The sequence below is a fragment of the Nonomuraea sp. NPDC052116 genome (assembly GCF_040680035.1).
GTDB classification, from domain to species: Bacteria; Actinomycetota; Actinomycetes; order Streptosporangiales; family Streptosporangiaceae; genus Nonomuraea; species Nonomuraea angiospora_A.
In genome coordinates this window covers 1-15,463 of record NZ_JBFAWA010000044.1, presented here as the reverse complement: position 1 = coordinate 15,463, position 15,463 = coordinate 1, and the positions used below count along the sequence as shown (strand labels likewise).

The following is a 15,463-nucleotide window of genomic DNA, read 5'->3' as shown; positions in this document are numbered from 1 at the left end:
TCATCAGCCCTTCACGGTGCGTGTGAGCAGATCGATGTTCACGTCGAACTGCCACAGGGGGTTGGGAGCGTCCCCGATGGGAGTGCGGACCTGGAAATAGCCGTTGACCTCTTTGGGGCCGTCACCGTCTGCGATGAAGCGGCCGTCCGAGGTGATGTCGAGCTGGTAGATGGCGTTGCCGAGGGCTGTGGCGCCTGGCAGGTGCCAGGACACGACGCACCGCCAGTCGTTGCCTGGGCCTTCGTCCGCGACCCGCGAGCCGCCCTTGTCGCAGGAGGCAGCTGCCTGGAGCTGCGCCTCGGTGACGTCGGGGCGGCCGAGCTCGCGGGTTTGCAGCCGGTAGAGGTGGGCGAAGGCCGTGGCGAGCGAGTCCTGCACCTTGGCCTGCTCAATACCCGAGCCAGTGGCCGGGGTCGCCACGACGATCACGCCGTAGGCGAGGACGGTCAGCGCGGTCAGCGGCAGGACCCCGGACAGGATGTTCCTGGCCGACCCGTCGTAGTTCAGGTCGGTGAAGTCCCGGCGCAGGAACAGCCGGTACGCCAGGGCGGTGGCGACAACCGCCCAGGCCAGGCTCACCGCCAGGCCGACGAGGAGGGGGCCGGTCTGCACAGGGGCGGTGAAGAGTCCGCGCCAGGCCAGGAAGCCCTCGCTCGGCAGCGCCAGCCGTACCGCCGCAGGCAGCGGGAGCAACTGCGCGAGCTGGAGCACCAGGGCAAGCAGCGCGGGCATCAGCAGGCCCATGGGAGAGCGGCCAAGGACGATCGAGCCGAGGAGACCGACCGCGGCGAACGCGAGCGTGGGCGCCAGCGCGCAGGCCCAGGCGAGCAGGACCGTGCTTGCCGCGTCCCCGGGGGCGATGATGCTGCCGTCCAGGCCGACGAGCTGCCCGTTGCCGGCGGCGGCCAGACCGCCCGCGATGCCGGAGGCGGTCAGCCCGATCACCAGGAGCAGGATGACGGTGAGGCTGGCCAGGCTCTTGGCCACGAAGATGCGGCGCGGGGACCGTACGGCCACCAGCAGGTGGCGCCAGGTGCCGAGCCGGTCTTCCACGGCGAAGACGTCGCCGGCGACCAGCGAGGTCAGCAGCGGGAGCGCCCACGTACAGGCGAAGTCCAGGACGACCAGTGATCCCGCCCAGCCGGTGGCGTTCATCCAGCGGCCGAAGACCGTGTCGGTGGGGAGCGAGCTCTGCAGGCTCACCACGGCCACGAACGCCGCGGGGCCGAGCCAGCAGACCAGGAGCAGCAGCCGGATCCGCCACTGGGAGAGCAGCTTGACCAGCTCGAACCGGTAACCGTTCCGTAAGGGAGCGGGGCCGGCGGGCCGGGGTTCTGCGACGGTCGCTGTCATGAAGAGTCCGTTTCCGTGAGCCTCAGGAAGGCGGCCTCGAGCGGTGGCACCACCGGTCCCAGCTCCCTGAGCGCGACCCCGGCTGTCACCAGGCGGGCGATCAACTCGTCCAGGGAGGACGTCGATCCGTGCACGACGACGTCGGTGTTCTTGCCCGGCACGAGACGGAGCCCGGGCGTCTGCGCCGCGTGCTCCCTGGCGGCATCGGGGTCGGTGGTGACCAGTCGATAGTCCAGGTCGCCGCTCTCCGCGGCCAACTTGCTTACCGGACCGGAGAACACGGCCCGCCCGGTGGCGAGAATGGTCACCTCCGAACACAGCGCGGCCAGGTCGTCCATCCGATGGCTGGACAGGACCACCGCGGTTCCATCGGCGGCCAGCCCGCTGATGACCCGGTGAACGTGCCGCTTGCCGGCGGGATCGAGGCCGTTGGCCGGTTCGTCCAGGACGAGCAGCCGCGGCCGGGTGAGCAGCGCGGCGGCCAGCCCCAGCCGCTGACGCATGCCCAGCGAGAAGCCACGGACCCGGTCGTCGGCGACGTCGGTGAGCCCGACCTGCTCCAGCGCCTCACTCGCGTCGACGGCGCTCTCCCGCAGCGAGGCCAGCGCCGTCAGGTTCTGGCGGGCCGTGAGCGAGGGATACAGCCCAGGCCCGTCGACGAAACCCGCAACGCCATCGGGTACGGCCAGCGTCCGCCCCACCGGCGCACCGAGGATCTCCAGCCTGCCGCCGTCGGCGACCGTCAGGCCGAGCAACAGGCCCAGGAGCGTGGTCTTCCCCGCGCCGTTGGGACCGACGAGCCCGTGGACCTGCCCACCCGTCACGAAGAGGTCGACATGGTCAAGGGCCAGCACTTCGCCGAAGGTCTTGATGATCCCACGCGCCCGGACCGCGGGGGGAATCGCCGCCATGTCGGTCCCCTTTGCTCGATCCCCAACCCGGGCAATCTAAAGATCGTGACTTACACGGAGCTGACGTCCAGCCAAACTCTGCGTAAACCACTGGATCAGCCCTTGTTTCAGGACTTTGGCGGCTAGGGACTGACTAGGTGAGGGAAGGCGGGTCCCATGCGTTCTGGAGGGCCGGCTGCGCGTCCGCTCCGAGGACACCGTGCGCGTTGTGGGCCAGGAGGGAGGGCAACGCGGCCCAGTGGGTCACGGTCTCCTCACTGTGGAGGCCGTTGGGCATACAGATGATCCCGTCGGAGTCGACGAAGCAGTCTCGGTGTTCCGACCCGTCCACACCGAAGTGAGTGATATGAAGACCATCGGATGCACCAGCCAGAACTCCTCGTCGTCCACCTCATCCGTGGTCCTCGCACTCAGGCTGTATCGATCTTTTATCGGGTGCCCGAAGCAATCATCGACGACCCGCCTGGGCCAGCCGGCGGGCCATCGCCGCGGTGGCATGGCGGGCGCCCTGTTCGCCGAGGTCGCCGGCCGGGGCGCGGACGGCGGGGTCCATGCGGTCGGTGACGATCTCGGTGAAGGACGGGGCCGCGGCGCAGGGGATGCCGACACCGTGCGCGATGACCTGCGCTCTTACGTGATCGAGCACCTGGGTGCACGCGATGGCGTGCTGATCGTGGACGAGACCGGCTTCATCAAGAAGGGCGACAAATCCGCCGGAGTGCAACGCCAATACTTCGGCACGGCCGACCGGATCGAGAACTGCCAGCTGGGGGTGTTCCTGGCGTGTGCGACCAGCGCCGGCCGCACCTTGATGGATCGGGAACTGAATCTGCCAGGTCGTGGATCGGGGATCGCGACCGACGCGCAGAGGCGGGCATCGGAGCCGACGTGGAGTTCAGCCGCTCTATTCGCGCGTGCTGACGATGGCGGACGGCGTCGCGCTGCAATTCGCCCGGTCACTGGTCAGCGGTGACTCCGACCATCAGGCCGCGATGCTGTTCCTCTCGCGGAGCACCGAGCCGTTCCAGGTCCGCGACCTGCCCGGGCTGTCCGCGGCGCAGCAGACCGAACTCGCCCGGACGCTCATCGTGGACGGATTCCTCGTGCGGCTGACCGGCTGACTCCCGGGTCCCTCGCGGCTACGACTCGACCGTGTGCAGGGAGGCCGGCGCCGCGAGGTGATCGTGTAGTTCGGCGTGGCGGAACTGGTAGAGCGGACCCACCGTGCGCAACAACCCCAGGCGGTGCATGTCATCGAGGAACGGGATCAGCCTGCGGGGAAGGTGGCGTTGGGTCAAGAGAGTGATGCTGCAGGCCAGCCACGCGTGGTGACGCCCGGATAGCAGTCCGCCGACGAGCCCGCCAAGGAACGCGCCAACGCCCCCGACCGCGAGGCCAAGGCTAATCGCCTCCCAGACGTCACCGAAGAACACGACCCCGAATATGAGCGCGAAGACCGTGACAGCGTATGTGTACGCGGCCGCGAGAATACGAGCGAGGGTGAGGTTCCGGTCAGCCCTCCAGGCCGACGAAGCACTGGTCGAGGCCGTGAGCGGGGTGGGCTGTTCCATCTTCCTTACCCACGTGGAGAAGATAATCGTGGCTCCGCAAGTGACACCAAGCAGCCCCATAGCGATCAGAACATCTTGAAGCCAACTAGGCATGGACTTCTCCAGCAGCGCGGCGGCGAGGCTTACAAGCAGGAGGCTCGCGTATCCGACTCCGACTCCGAGCGCGATACCCCGAATGGATGGCAAGTGAAGTAGGGCAAGCCGTCGGTCGGTGAATCCCGGGGCCTCATCGAACCAGCGTCTGGCCCTGACCCAAGTCAAGATAAAGATACTGAACCCGACTGTGGCACAGAAGATCAGGAAGTCCAGGTCCTCGAAGGGCACAAAAAGTACCGCGCCGGACAGGATCGTGGCGAGCCCGATTGTGCCCCCGACCGCCGCCGGCAGAAGGCGTCGCCTCGCGGGAGAGGTGGTGTAGCGGGCGATGTTCCACCAGGCCAGGTCTCGGGTGTGGTTGCGGGTGAGCGCTTGGGCCAGGTGGCTGAGCCAGGTGCGTGCTTGGCCGGCGTCCCACATTTGGCGTGGGCGGAAGGGATCGCTGTGGTCGATAGTGGGGAGGCGGGCGCGGATGAGGGCGTCGATGAGGTGGTCCAGCAGGTGGCAGCGCAAGGCCTTCGGGTCCTGGCCGAGGGGGCCGAGCAGCGGCGCGGGGTCGGCGTTGGTTCGGATGTAGACCATGCGGATCAGCCACAGTCCCAGCGGGGTGGCGGTCACCGCGGCCAGCGCTGGAGCTGATCCCGAGCGGATGGCTGTCAGGGTTGGTTCCCAGTCGTAGCGGGGCTCGGGCGGCAGGCACGTGTGGAGATAGGTGGCCGCGATGGAGGGGGTGAGTGCGGTGGGGGCGATGACGGCCGCAGCCGTCACCACGTCTCCCGCGCTCTGGACGGCGGCGGCGAACTCGGTGGTGCGGCTGGTGAGGATCAGCTGATCACCCTCGATCAGCGAATCGTTCAACGCCCGGATGATCTGTGCTCGGGCCGGCGCGGGCAGTTCGTCCAGGCCATCGAGAATGGGCAGGATGTGGCCTTGCGTGGCGAGCGTCTGGGGGGCGGCGTCGCCGCCGTACTCGGGGGCGCGCAGCGTTCGGTAGGTGGTGGCGAGCTGTTCCGCCAGCCATTCGTCCAGGCGGCGGTGGCGAGTGGTGTCCCAGCCGGCGATCGACAGCATCACGGGTACCGGTTCCTCGTGGCTGCGGCTGGCGACGAGTTCCAGCAGCAGTTGCACGGCCAAGGTCGTCTTGCCGGTGCCGGGGCCGCCTGTGATGATCAGGCGGCGGTTGCGCAGGCGGCGAAACTGTCCGGCCAAGGCGCGGATGTCGTCGGCGTTGCCGCTGAAGGCCAGGTCGGGGCCTGCGATCAGTTGCGGGTGGTCCATCAGCGTGCGTTTGCCGGTCAGATGCCAGGCGATCGGGATCGGTTGAGGATCGCCCAGCGAGCGGATGCGCGCCTCTTCCTTCCATTGCCGCTGCACCAGATCCGCCAGCGCCGCCTTGGCATTAGTGATCATCGTGTCGGTCGGGGCGGCAGGAGGTGGTCGCCGACGCAGGGCCCACTTGGTCAAGGCGATCGAGGATCCGGCCAGGGTGACAGCAGCCACCAGCATGCCCAGAAGCTCATTGATCTCAAGCTTTTTGTGCCAATCGATCCAGGTAAGCAGCGCTATGACGGTCAGGGCGACGAAAGCTACGAACACGGCGAGGGCCACAATGATCCGCCAGCGTCGCTGCCGCACTTCGGCAAGCGGCACGCCCCTCACCTCCTTCGGTCTTCACGGCGCGGCCTGAAGGCTCTCGGTGAGGGCGTCGGGCTCTCCCCCTCAAACTGGCCTCCTCGAGGTCAACTTTCTCCCGCAACTGCATCGCCGGCTTTCGCGACCGATCTTCATTGCACGGGTCTTTACAGAGGTTTCGGAAGAAGGGGAGTCGGCTGTGCCGGACACCTAACCCGCCGACGTTTCGCCTGCCAGATGCGGAGCCGGGCACGCGGGAGCTGCCCGCCGAGCACTTCGGCGCCCACAGCTGGCAGATGTCGAGCACCACCGTGGGCCGCGTCCCGTCTGTGCTTTCTCGTTTGATCTGTCGTGTGAAGTCATCGTTGACCTGCGGTTCGCCAGTTGTATCTGGGGTGGTCACTGGTCTTGCTCTCTCATTTCAAGTGGCGAATTTCGGGGAACGGGACGACAGCGTAGGTGTCGCGCCGACTGTCGGCCGCGCGCATTCCCGGTGACGGGAGTCCATGAGACGACCCCCCGGAAACCGTGGCGCGCGGCTGGTTCCTCGGGCAGCATCGGGGTGTCTGCCACGTTCGACATCCTGATCCGGAGCGGCGATGTCCGAAGAGAACGGTTTCTCACTGCGGATCACCCCGGGCGGGGCCGACGTCGATCCGGCGGAGGTCGAAGAGTTGGCCATCCAGCTCCGCCGGGACCTGCTGGCGTCGGGGATCTCCGGGGTCACGCGGGCGGTGGAGGGGCCGGCCCCTGACGGGACCCGGTCGGCCGAGCTGCTCGCCGCCGGGATCGGCTTCCTGGTGACGGGACTGTCCACGGCGGCGTCCGTGGCGCAGGTCGCGGACTACGTCCAGCGGTGGCGGCAGGCGCATCCACGTCGTCGCCGGGTCCTGGTCTCCGTCGAGGCCGGTGCTACGTCTGGTGGTGCGGCTGCTTCCGGTACGGCCGGCCGGCGGAGCGCGCTTCTGGTGGCCAACGCGGTCTACCAGGATCCCGGGCTGAGCCGGTTGCGTTCGCCGGTCTCCGACATCATGGAGCTTGCCCAGGTCCTCGGCGAACCGGGCATCGGTGCCTTCGACGTCGAAACGCTCACCGATGCCAGTGAGTCCGTGTTGCGCCGCCGGGTCGCGGCTCTCTTCGCCGACCGGCGGCCTGACGACGTCCTGCTCCTGCACTTCTCCTGTCATGGGCTCAAGGACCAGCGGGGCCGGCTCTACCTGGCGGCGGCCGACACCGAGCTGGACTCGCTCGCGGCGACCGGGCTGCCGGCGTCGTTCATCTCCGAGCAGATGAGCGAGTCCGCGTCGCGGTCGGTGCTGCTGGTGCTGGACTGTTGCTACAGCGGGGCGTTCGCGCGCGACGCTCCGGTGCGCGCGGACCGCACCGTCTACCTCGGCGACGAGTTCCGCGGGGGTGGGTCCGGGCGTACGGTGCTGACCGCGTCCAGTGCGACCGAGTACGCGTTCGAGGGCGGCCGGCTCACCTCCTACGAGGCTCAGCCGTCCGTTTTCACCGAAGCGCTGGTGCACGGGCTCAGGACCGGGGGCGCCGATCTGGATCACGATGGTGAGATCACCGTTGACGAGCTGTTCGACTACGTCGCCCGGCGCGTCCGCGAGGCCGGGGTCGGGCAGGTGCCGCGTAAGTGGAGCTTCGAGACGACCGGGGCGCTGGTGGTCGCGCGCAGCGTCCGCCCGGCCGTGCTGCCGGAGGAGGTCCGCGCCGATCTCGGCAGCGATCGGCCCGTGCTGAGGCTGGAGGCGGTGCGAGCGCTCGCCGAGCTGCTGGCCGGGGGGCGCGAGGGCTATCGGCGGGCCGCCCGTGAGGCGCTCGCCGGGTTACGCGACGACGATGACAGCAGGCAAGTGCGGGCGGCCGCCGCTGCCGCCCTGGGTGACGTCGCGCCGCCCCGGCTGCCCCCGCCCGCCGTACCTCCGCCCGCAATCGAGGCGCCTCAGGTAGAGACGCCTGAGGTCGAGACGCCATCGCCGTCGCCACCCGGCAGCGCCCCGGTGCCCGTCACGAAGCGCCGACGCGTGTTGGTCTTCGGCGCGATCGGCCTCGTCGTCGCCATCGCCGCGACGATCGGCATCTTCTCCGCAATGCCCACACAGCGCACTACAGAGAGCGGCAGCGGCCCGGCAGGCTTCGGGGCGACGCTGGGAATGATCACGCTGAGTCACGGCGGCTCGATCGAGTCCGCCGAGCTGAGCCCCGACGGCCGCTGGGTGGTCACGCTCGACCCGCCGGTCGACCAGGCCGCCGCGCAGATCGCGAGGTTGTGGGACACATCGACCGGCCAGAAGGTGGCGACGTTCGACACGGACCACGGCGTCGTCTTCAGCCCGGACGGCAAGCTGGTCGCCGGTGCCTACTTCGACGGCAAGCGCGAAGTCACCACGGTGGACGGCGAGCCGCTGGGTGTCCACTCGGGTGGCACGACGACCGTCTCGCTGCGTAACACCAGCAGCGGCGACGTCATGGCCTCGTACACCGGCCACCAGGGGACCGCGGCCGTGGCGTTCAGCCCGGACAGCAAGACCGTCGCCACGGCCAGCACGCTCGCCACCGACCAGCCCTTTGACGCGCCGATCCGCTTGTGGGACCCCTCGACGGGCAAGCTGCTGGCCACGTTGACCGGCCACCGTAACGGGATCCAGAGCATGGGGTTCAGCCAGGATGGGAAGGTGCTGGTCACGGGTGCCGCCGGCGGGGTGACGAAGGTGTGGGACGTGGTCGGCGGCAAAGCCACGGCGACGCTGGACAACGCTTGGTTCCCCGTGTGGATCAGCCCCGACGGCAAGACGCTCGCCGACACGCTGCCGGGCGGCAAGGACGGATTCGAGCTGAGGCGCGTGCCCGACGGGAAACGGCTGGCTTCGGTCGCCAAGGCCGGGCGCTTCGCTGGCTTCACGCCCGGCTCCAAGGCGTACGCGACCGACAAGGACGGGGGCGTCCGCCTCTTCGACCTCGCGACCGGGAAGGTTCGCGCGACTCTGACCGCGACGGTGCGGGGCGATCTGGCGTTCAGCCCGGACGGCAAGCTCATCGCCGCCGTGACGAAGGAGGGCGAACCGGCTCTGTTCGATGCCGCGACCGGTCAGGGGCTCACGCCGCTGACCGGCCACACCGGCAAGGTCACCGACCTCACGTTCACGGCGGACGGACAGGCGCTCTTCACCACCGGAACTGACAAAACGGTGCGAAAGTGGAACGTCAAGCGCTGATCATGGCCAGGGGGCGGCCGGGTCGTTCAGCGGACGGCTCTGAGAGCGTCGATTATTGCGCCTGCCGAAAACTACATCCATGCAGTTCAAGTGGCATGTCGGTATTCGCGGTGGACTCGGTTGCGTCCACGGGAGTGGTGTACGAGTTTGACCTGGTCACAGGCGTGGCGTCGTGAAATGAAGACGGCCATCGCGTGATCCTTCGAGTAGCAAGATCAAGATCGAAGGAGAACCAGGCTATGGCCGTAGACAACAGTGTGACGCCCGGGCAGTGGCTGGCGCGGCAGATCGAGACCGACGGCCCGGATCTGCTGCGATCCATGGTGAAGATCATGGCCGTAGCCTTGATGTCGGCTGAGGCCGACAGCCTGTGTGGAGCCGGTTATGGAGAGCGCAGCAGCGAACGGACCAACTCTCGCAACGGCTACCGCAGCCGCGAGTGGGACACCCGCACTGGAACGGTGGCTGTTGCTTTTTGAAAACGATCTTTGGGTGCCGTGGGCTTGGTGATCTGGTTGACCCTTGTATGGGTGGGTGGCAAGAGGCTTCCGACGGGTTGATCGGGATCAGCAGTTTCTGCTGCCGGTGGATATGCGTGAATGGCTTCCCGACGACCATGTGGTGTGGGTGCTGCTCGAGGTGGTCGAACATCTGGACGTCACTGCGCTGGAGGCTCGGCATGTCCAGAGCGGTCCGGGCCGCCGGGCCTATGATCCTCGGATGCTACTGGCGCTGCTGATCTATGCGTACTCGGCTGGGGTGCGCTCGTCGCGGCAGATCGAGCGGTCGTGCCGGACGGATGTGGCGATGCGGGTGATCTGCGGGCTGCAGGCGCCTGATCACACGGTGATCGCTCGGTTCCGGCAGCGGCATCAGGACGCGGTGCGGGATCTGTTCACGCAGGTGCTGTTGATTTGTGCGAGGGCCGGGTTGGGGCGGCTCGGGGTCATCGCTGTGGACGGCACGAAGATCGCGGCGAACGCGGCGAACGCGGCGAAGAAGGCCAGCTGCCGTCGGCAGTGGCTGCAGCAACAGGTCGATGAGATCCTCACACGGGCCGCGGCGGAGGACGCGGCCGAGGACACTGGGCTTGGGGCGGGCGAGTGCGGTGAGGAGACGCCGCGGCAGTTGCGGGCTCGGCGTGATCGGGAAGATCGGATCAAGCGGGCGCTGGCTGAGGTGATTGCCGAGGAGGCCGAGCGTGGGCTGGGTGCCGAGTCCGCGGCGGCCAAGGAACTCGCATTCCTTGAGGCGACCTGGGCCGGCCGCAGTGACGTGGGGTCTCGACCGGTGGGGGCCGACCCTGTGGCGATCGCCGAAGCGCGGCTGCAAGCAGCCCGAGACCGGCTGGCCGAGGAGGTCGCGGCCAAACGCGAGCGGATCGCGGTGGTGCGCGAGCAGATCCGCCGGTTCGAGGCCGGTCAAGGACCCAAGCCGCATCTCGGGCCGTTCAGCTTCGATGAGAATCGCGGTCAGCAGGTGGCCCGCGCCAAACGGTGGGTGACCCGGGCCGAACGGGAACTGGCCACCGCCCGAGCACGCAAGGCCGCACCTCCCGCTGAGGACATGCAGGCTGATCTGTCACCCGTGCCGGGGGGGCAGGCATGGGCCGCGCGGCATCACCGCCAAGAGCGAGCGCCCGGTCGCCCGGCGCAATGTCACCGATCCCGACAGCAGGCTGATGCACGACAGCCACGGAGGCACCGTGCAGGGATATAACGCCCAACTCGCGGTGGCAGACGACGGCCTGATCCTTGCCGCTAAAGTCGTCCAAGACCTCAACGACCGACGGCAACTGCGGCCGATGAGCCAGGCGGCGCTTCGTGCGGCATTGCTGGTTCACCAAGCCCGGTGCCTGCGCCAATGCCCGACCCTGGGCGGATGCTGCATCAACGCTTCAGAGCCGCAAGCCGATGGCGACCCGCGCGGTTGCGCTCCGTCGCCGACATCCTCGCCCTGCGCCCCGTGCTCATCCGCCGTGGCCTGCACCTGCGCGTCGAATCCGGGCTGCTCTCCGGCATCGACCTGGCCAGCGACGACGCCGACACCAAAATGATGGTCTCCGTCCTGGCGGCCGTGCTGGAGTTCCAGCGCGACATGATCAGCGAGAACACCCGCAAGGGTGTCGCTGCCGCCGGGGCGGTCGGCAAGACCCTGGCCCGGGAGCACCGGGTCGCCCCAAGACCATCCGCCGCGTTCTCGACGCCGCCGGCGCCCGCGACCTGCCCGGCCCGCTCGACATGCCTCCGATCCGCCCCGGCGAGCTGGACGACGCGCTCGCCCCACAGCTGGACGTGGTCCTCGACGTGCCTGGACGACTCGCCGATCTCCTGCGCATCGCTGGGGACGAGGTCGGCCGCCTGGCCCTCGTCTCAGGACGGAACATCCGCCGCGGCCCCGGCTGTTCGGTCCGTATGGTGGCCCCGATTGCGCTTCACCGCGCCGTGCTGGAGCAAAGTGCCACCGCTGCCGACAGCGCCGGCCCGGCTGAGCGCAAGGCGCGCCGGGTGTACGCCGCCCGCGTCGCAGCCGTCGAGGCCACCCGACTGCATGGGTCATGACCTGCGAAAACCCTTCAGCGAGACACATTCGAACGGAAAGTCACGGCAAGCCGCTCAACTCCGCTCTGCTAACGGGACTTTTCGTTCGGATGCTCGTCATGCCCCGAGCCGCGCATGCTGGGCGGGGTAGTCGGCGGCGTGGATCTGGTGGACCACCGCGCCGTCTTCCACCCACCGAGGCCCCGTGGGCCGCACTGGGGCGACGGGCCTGATGTGGCAGCGAACGAGAAGAGGGAGCCTGGGCGGGTGCGGCAGAGGGGCCTTTATGCGGTGGGCAGGGTCGTGAGCCATTCGGTCAGGAGATGGTTGACCTCCTCGGGACGTTCCTGCTGGATCCAGTGGCCGCAGCCGTCCAGGAGGTGGGAGGAGACCAGCCCGGGAAGGGTGGCCGGGTAGGCGCTGATCGCGTCGGCCATCCAGGTTGTGGAGGCGTCCAGGCTGCCGCCGATGAACAGGGAGGGCTGCTTGATGGGGGCGCCGTTGAAGTCGGCGAGGTCCTTCCAGTCGCGGTCTATGTTGCGGTAGCGGTTGAGCGCGCCGGTCATGCCGGTGCGCTCGAACTCCCCGGCGTACACCTCCAGGTCGTCCTCGGTGAGCCAGGAAGGCAGGCGGCCGCTGGGGAACCGGTCGCGTAGCGTTGCGCCGGGGCTGACGAAGTGCGGGTCGGGGGCATCGGGGCCGGGCATGGTCTCGGCGGACAGCGCCGCGTAAAAGCCCGCGAGCCAGCCCCGCACATCGGGTTCCATCTCGGCCTCGGCGCGGCCGGGCTCCTGGAAATAGGAGACGTAGAACTCCTGGGCACCGCCCATCTGAGCGAAGATGCCGGTGGGGCGGGGGCCACCGGGTGGCGCGTAGGGCACACTCAGCAGCCCCACCGCGCGGAAGACCTCGGGGTGCAGCAGGGCGGACGTGGCCGCGATGTTCGAGCCCCAGTCGTGGCCGATGATCACTGCGGACTCCTCGCCCAGGGCGCGCACCAGCGCGATGTTGTCCTCCACCAGAGCGAGCATTCGGTAGCTGTCCTCCGTGGCCAGCTTGGAGGATCGGCCGTAGCCGCGGACGTCGAGCGCGACCGCCCGGTAACCGGCCTGCGCGAGCGCCGGGAGCTGACGGCGCCAGGAGTACCAGGACTCGGGGAAGCCGTGGACGAGCAGCACCAGCGGTCCGCTCCCCTGCTCCGCGACATGAATCCGGCCGCCCGGCACGGGCACCGAACGATGCGTGATCTCTGCTACGTGCTGCGACATGTGTCTCCTCCAGATGGCGTGCCACTTCTGCCAGCGGCAGTGCTCTTGTCCCCCGCTCCGCGTCCCCTATTGCTCCGCGGGCACCACTACCGATCATCCCCGCCGACCTGGCCAGTTGCCCAAATCTTGTTGCCAGATCAGCAACTTCCACGATGCGGCCCGCCCAAGTTCCCCAGCGCCACTTCTCGTTCCCCTGCCACATCAGGGCCACGACCACCCGCATCCGAACCACTGGCGGGGAAGATCTTCCACGGCAGGAAGGGCGAGATCTACCAGCGCTACTACAAGGGCATGGAAGACCAGCTCGGCGCGCTCGGCCTGGTGCTCAACTGCGGCACGCTGTGGAACACCTTCTACATGGATAAGGCCTTGGACCAGCTCAAGGCCAAAGGTTACCCATTGGCCGAGGAGGACGTCGCGCGGCTGTCGCCCTTCGTCCGCCAGCACATCAACGTGATCGGCACCTACTCTTTCGCCAAGCCCGAACGGGGTCCTGCCGGCGTCCGGCAGCTCCGGCAACCCGGATGAGCCGGATTGGGAGTCAATCAGTGCGTGTGACGAGGGACAGACGTGTCAGGAACTGATCGGTGCGACGGGTGATGAAGTCATTCCAATCCGAAGCGCGTTCGACAAGCACGTCCCGGACCTGGTCGTGGGTGTAGAGCATGAAGGTGTTGTGCAGGATCGCCTCGGCGACCTGCTCACCGACGACGTCGGGCATCAGGACCGGGAACTGCTCGCCCGGTCCCCGCGTGGCGATCTCCGGACCGAACGTGCCCGGCAGCGAGGCCGCGATGTTGGTCGCCACCGGGCCGGGGCACAGCACGGTGACGCCGATGCCCTGCGGTCGCAGGTACAGGTGCAACCCTTCGGAGAGCTGCACGATGGCGGCCTTGGTGGCGGCGTAGGGCAGGCGGTCGTAGGAGTAGGTGAACAGGCCTGCGAACGATGCCGTGTTGACGATGTGCCCGTGCCCTTGGCTGACCAGCAGCGGCAGGAACACCGCGTTGCTGCGTACCACGGACAGCAGGTTGATGTTGATGATCCGCTGCCACTCGGTCACCGGCAGGTGATCGGGCAGGCCGCGAGTCAGCACACCGACATTGTTCATCACCACGTCGATACTGCCGAACCGGTCGAGAGCGACGGCCTTCAGGTTGTCGAATGCGGTCTCGTCCGCCACGTCACAGCGAACTCCGACCGCGTGGCCGCCCTCCTGGTTGATTTCCATGGCGACGACCTCCGCGGCGTCGGCATCGATGTCGGCGACCACAACGCGGGCGCCCCGCCGGGCCAGCGAATGCGCGGTGGCGCGCCCGATTCCGCTGGCGCCACCGGTGATGATCGCGGTCGTGTCGGTCAGCGATTCCATGACACTGGTGTCCTTTCTCTTCTGCGGTTTCGTGTGATTCGGCGGTTGAGGGCCGTCTTCTGTGGGCGGCGTGGCATGCCCGGGCCGTGGCCGCCGCTTGGAGAGTCAAACGGCGGTGTGTGCGTCTCGGAGCGCGGCGACGGCGTCGGCGCCGCCTTCGAGAGTGACCTGGGCCGCGTCGCGGCGTCCACTGAGATACAACAGCAACTCGGTCGGTTCACCGCTGAGCACAGCGCCGCCGGCCGAACCGAACTGACGAGGCTTACCACCGGGTCGGCGCAACTCCAAGCCGTATGGTCGGATCTGGCGGGCGACTCGCCAGCCGGTGAAGCCGGCCATCCGCCAAGCGAGCGTTTCGAGGTCGGGGCGGTCGATCCGCCGGCCTCGACCATTGGCTCGCCGAACATCTTCGTGGTGGATGAAGTACTCGACGCCGTTCATCAGTGTGCGGATCCCGGGCAAGCGCCACGGGACCAGAGGGGCACCACCGCGCAGTCGATCGATCAGGACCGCAAGGCCTTTGGCTTTCTCGATCGACATCCGTTCGTCGGTCCATCGCGCGAAATGCTCGCGCAGCACCAGGTGCGCGGCCAGGTCGAGCGTGGTCCAACCCTCGCACAGCGTCGGGGCGTCCGGTCCGAGCTCGGCCAGAAGGTCGCACAATTCCAGGCGCTCCCGCATGTCGAGAGGCGATCCCTGCTGGCGTGCAGTACTCATGGTGTTTCTCCCTCCACGAGGCTGGCTGTCGCCGGCTCGGTGGTCCCATCGATGTGCGGCGTCCATCCGCTGTCGACTCGGACGGTGGTCTTACGGGGTTCCGGTACCCGGATTAGCTAAGCGGGTTAGACCCTCGCTCCAGGAAGCGGCATGCCATCGCGACGCCCAGAAGGCGGCGATCCTGCGCCATGCCGCGCCGCAACCGGCGATCGAGAAGGACTTATGTCGCATCCCACGGCAAAATCGCTGATCAGGGACTCGCAACAACGTCAAAAAGGCTTCACCTGAGCAGCAGATCCAGCATCCTGGGCAGGACCAGAAACTGCCCCGAGCAGAGCTCTCCTTCTCTGGTCCTCCCCTTTCCTTTTGAAGAGGTCTTCGTGACTCGGTATGCCATCGACCGTGCCCACAACACGCTTCTCGCGCAGTGGAGCACCGGCATCGGCGACACCGCCATCGTCGTGGCCCGGCTGACCCACGACCAGCTCCACCAGAACACCCGCCGACTCGCCGCGGACCTGACCCGCCTGTCGCACCTCTGCTGGCGCTCCTACACCCACCCCGCCAGCTCCGCCGACCGGCACAGCCCCCACAGCCTCGGCTGGCACCGGCAACAGGAACGGGACGCCTTCACCACGATCCTCCCCACCCTGACCACCACCCCGCGACCCACCGACCAGCCTGATGACGTTCGTTGAAAGTGCTCAGACCTGCTCGTTGAAAGTGCCCACCTGGGAGAACTCGCCGGTGGCGGTCGTTCCGTCGCTGGTGAGCTC

12 protein-coding genes and 4 pseudogenes are annotated in these 15,463 nt (G+C 68.1%); 9 read left to right on the top strand and 7 right to left on the bottom strand.

Annotation, left to right across the window (positions count from 1 at the left end; translation table 11 throughout):
• Nucleotides 1-3: 3 nt before the first annotated feature.
• The 3 genes from AB0L65_RS53100 to AB0L65_RS53090 all read right to left on the bottom strand — a co-directional run bounded on the left by AB0L65_RS53100 (nucleotide 4) and on the right by AB0L65_RS53090 (nucleotide 2,595).
• Nucleotides 4-1,353, bottom strand: coding sequence for an ABC transporter permease (locus AB0L65_RS53100; protein ID WP_364263371.1), 1,350 nt, complete (start codon nucleotides 1,351-1,353; stop codon nucleotides 4-6).
• Nucleotides 1,350-2,264: an ABC transporter ATP-binding protein gene (locus tag AB0L65_RS53095; protein ID WP_364263368.1), complete on the bottom strand. Its 915-nt coding sequence runs from the start codon at nucleotides 2,262-2,264 to the stop codon at nucleotides 1,350-1,352. Before AB0L65_RS53095 ends, AB0L65_RS53100 begins: the two co-directional genes overlap by 4 nt.
• 133 nt (nucleotides 2,265-2,397) lie before the next feature.
• Complete coding sequence (locus tag AB0L65_RS53090) at nucleotides 2,398-2,595, bottom strand: hypothetical protein (protein ID WP_364263365.1); 198 nt, start codon at nucleotides 2,593-2,595, stop codon at nucleotides 2,398-2,400.
• A 267-nt stretch (nucleotides 2,596-2,862) separates the two neighbouring features.
• On the opposite strand from AB0L65_RS53090, the pseudogene AB0L65_RS53085 reads away from it, so the two are divergent.
• Both AB0L65_RS53085 and AB0L65_RS53080 read left to right on the top strand, forming a co-directional pair.
• Nucleotides 2,863-3,161, top strand: a pseudogene (locus tag AB0L65_RS53085) (transposase); the annotation flags it as partial.
• Nucleotides 3,162-3,178: 17 nt separating this feature from the next.
• On the top strand, nucleotides 3,179-3,385 hold the full coding sequence (locus AB0L65_RS53080; RefSeq protein WP_364263362.1) for a hypothetical protein: 207 nt from the start codon (nucleotides 3,179-3,181) through the stop codon (nucleotides 3,383-3,385).
• 18 nt (nucleotides 3,386-3,403) lie between these two features.
• Here AB0L65_RS53080 and AB0L65_RS53075 read toward each other — a convergent pair whose 3' ends face one another.
• Nucleotides 3,404-5,581, bottom strand: a complete 2,178-nt coding sequence (locus tag AB0L65_RS53075) for an NACHT domain-containing protein (protein ID WP_364263359.1) — start codon at nucleotides 5,579-5,581, stop codon at nucleotides 3,404-3,406.
• 581 nt (nucleotides 5,582-6,162) lie between these two features.
• Here AB0L65_RS53075 and AB0L65_RS53070 point away from each other — a divergent pair.
• The 5 genes and pseudogenes from AB0L65_RS53070 (at nucleotide 6,163) to AB0L65_RS53050 (ending at nucleotide 11,351) form a co-directional block, all read left to right on the top strand.
• A complete protein-coding gene (locus AB0L65_RS53070) occupies nucleotides 6,163-8,790 on the top strand; it encodes a caspase family protein (protein ID WP_364263356.1) in 2,628 nt (875 codons plus the stop codon).
• Between the two features lie 239 nt (nucleotides 8,791-9,029).
• Nucleotides 9,030-9,263 (top strand): annotated as a pseudogene (locus AB0L65_RS53065) (transposase); the annotation flags it as partial.
• 61 nt (nucleotides 9,264-9,324) lie between these two features.
• Complete coding sequence (locus AB0L65_RS53060) at nucleotides 9,325-10,509, top strand: transposase (protein WP_364263353.1); 1,185 nt, start codon at nucleotides 9,325-9,327, stop codon at nucleotides 10,507-10,509.
• 144 nt (nucleotides 10,510-10,653) lie between these two features.
• Nucleotides 10,654-10,929 (top strand): annotated as a pseudogene (locus AB0L65_RS53055) (recombinase family protein); the annotation flags it as partial.
• 101 nt (nucleotides 10,930-11,030) lie between these two features.
• Nucleotides 11,031-11,351, top strand: coding sequence for a hypothetical protein (locus tag AB0L65_RS53050; RefSeq protein WP_364263611.1), 321 nt, complete (start codon nucleotides 11,031-11,033; stop codon nucleotides 11,349-11,351).
• A gap of 263 nt (nucleotides 11,352-11,614) precedes the next feature.
• Here the strand turns inward: AB0L65_RS53050 and AB0L65_RS53045 are convergent, their stop codons facing one another.
• Nucleotides 11,615-12,598: an alpha/beta hydrolase gene (locus AB0L65_RS53045; RefSeq protein ID WP_364263350.1), complete on the bottom strand. Its 984-nt coding sequence runs from the start codon at nucleotides 12,596-12,598 to the stop codon at nucleotides 11,615-11,617.
• Between the two features lie 231 nt (nucleotides 12,599-12,829).
• On the opposite strand from AB0L65_RS53045, the pseudogene AB0L65_RS53040 reads away from it, so the two are divergent.
• Nucleotides 12,830-13,126, top strand: a pseudogene (locus AB0L65_RS53040) (Tn3 family transposase); the annotation flags it as partial.
• Nucleotides 13,127-13,139: 13 nt separating this feature from the next.
• Here the strand turns inward: AB0L65_RS53040 and AB0L65_RS53035 are convergent.
• Nucleotides 13,140-13,970 carry an SDR family NAD(P)-dependent oxidoreductase gene (locus AB0L65_RS53035; RefSeq protein WP_364263347.1) on the bottom strand — a complete coding sequence of 277 codons (831 nt, stop codon included), beginning with the start codon at nucleotides 13,968-13,970 and terminating at the stop codon, nucleotides 13,140-13,142.
• Nucleotides 13,971-14,075: 105 nt separating this feature from the next.
• On the bottom strand, nucleotides 14,076-14,687 hold the full coding sequence (locus tag AB0L65_RS53030) for a maleylpyruvate isomerase family mycothiol-dependent enzyme (protein WP_364263344.1): 612 nt from the start codon (nucleotides 14,685-14,687) through the stop codon (nucleotides 14,076-14,078).
• A gap of 380 nt (nucleotides 14,688-15,067) precedes the next feature.
• Here AB0L65_RS53030 and AB0L65_RS53025 point away from each other — a divergent pair, with 380 nt between their 5' ends.
• Nucleotides 15,068-15,385: a hypothetical protein gene (locus AB0L65_RS53025; protein WP_364263341.1), complete on the top strand. Its 318-nt coding sequence runs from the start codon at nucleotides 15,068-15,070 to the stop codon at nucleotides 15,383-15,385.
• Nucleotides 15,386-15,463: the final 78 nt, after the last annotated feature.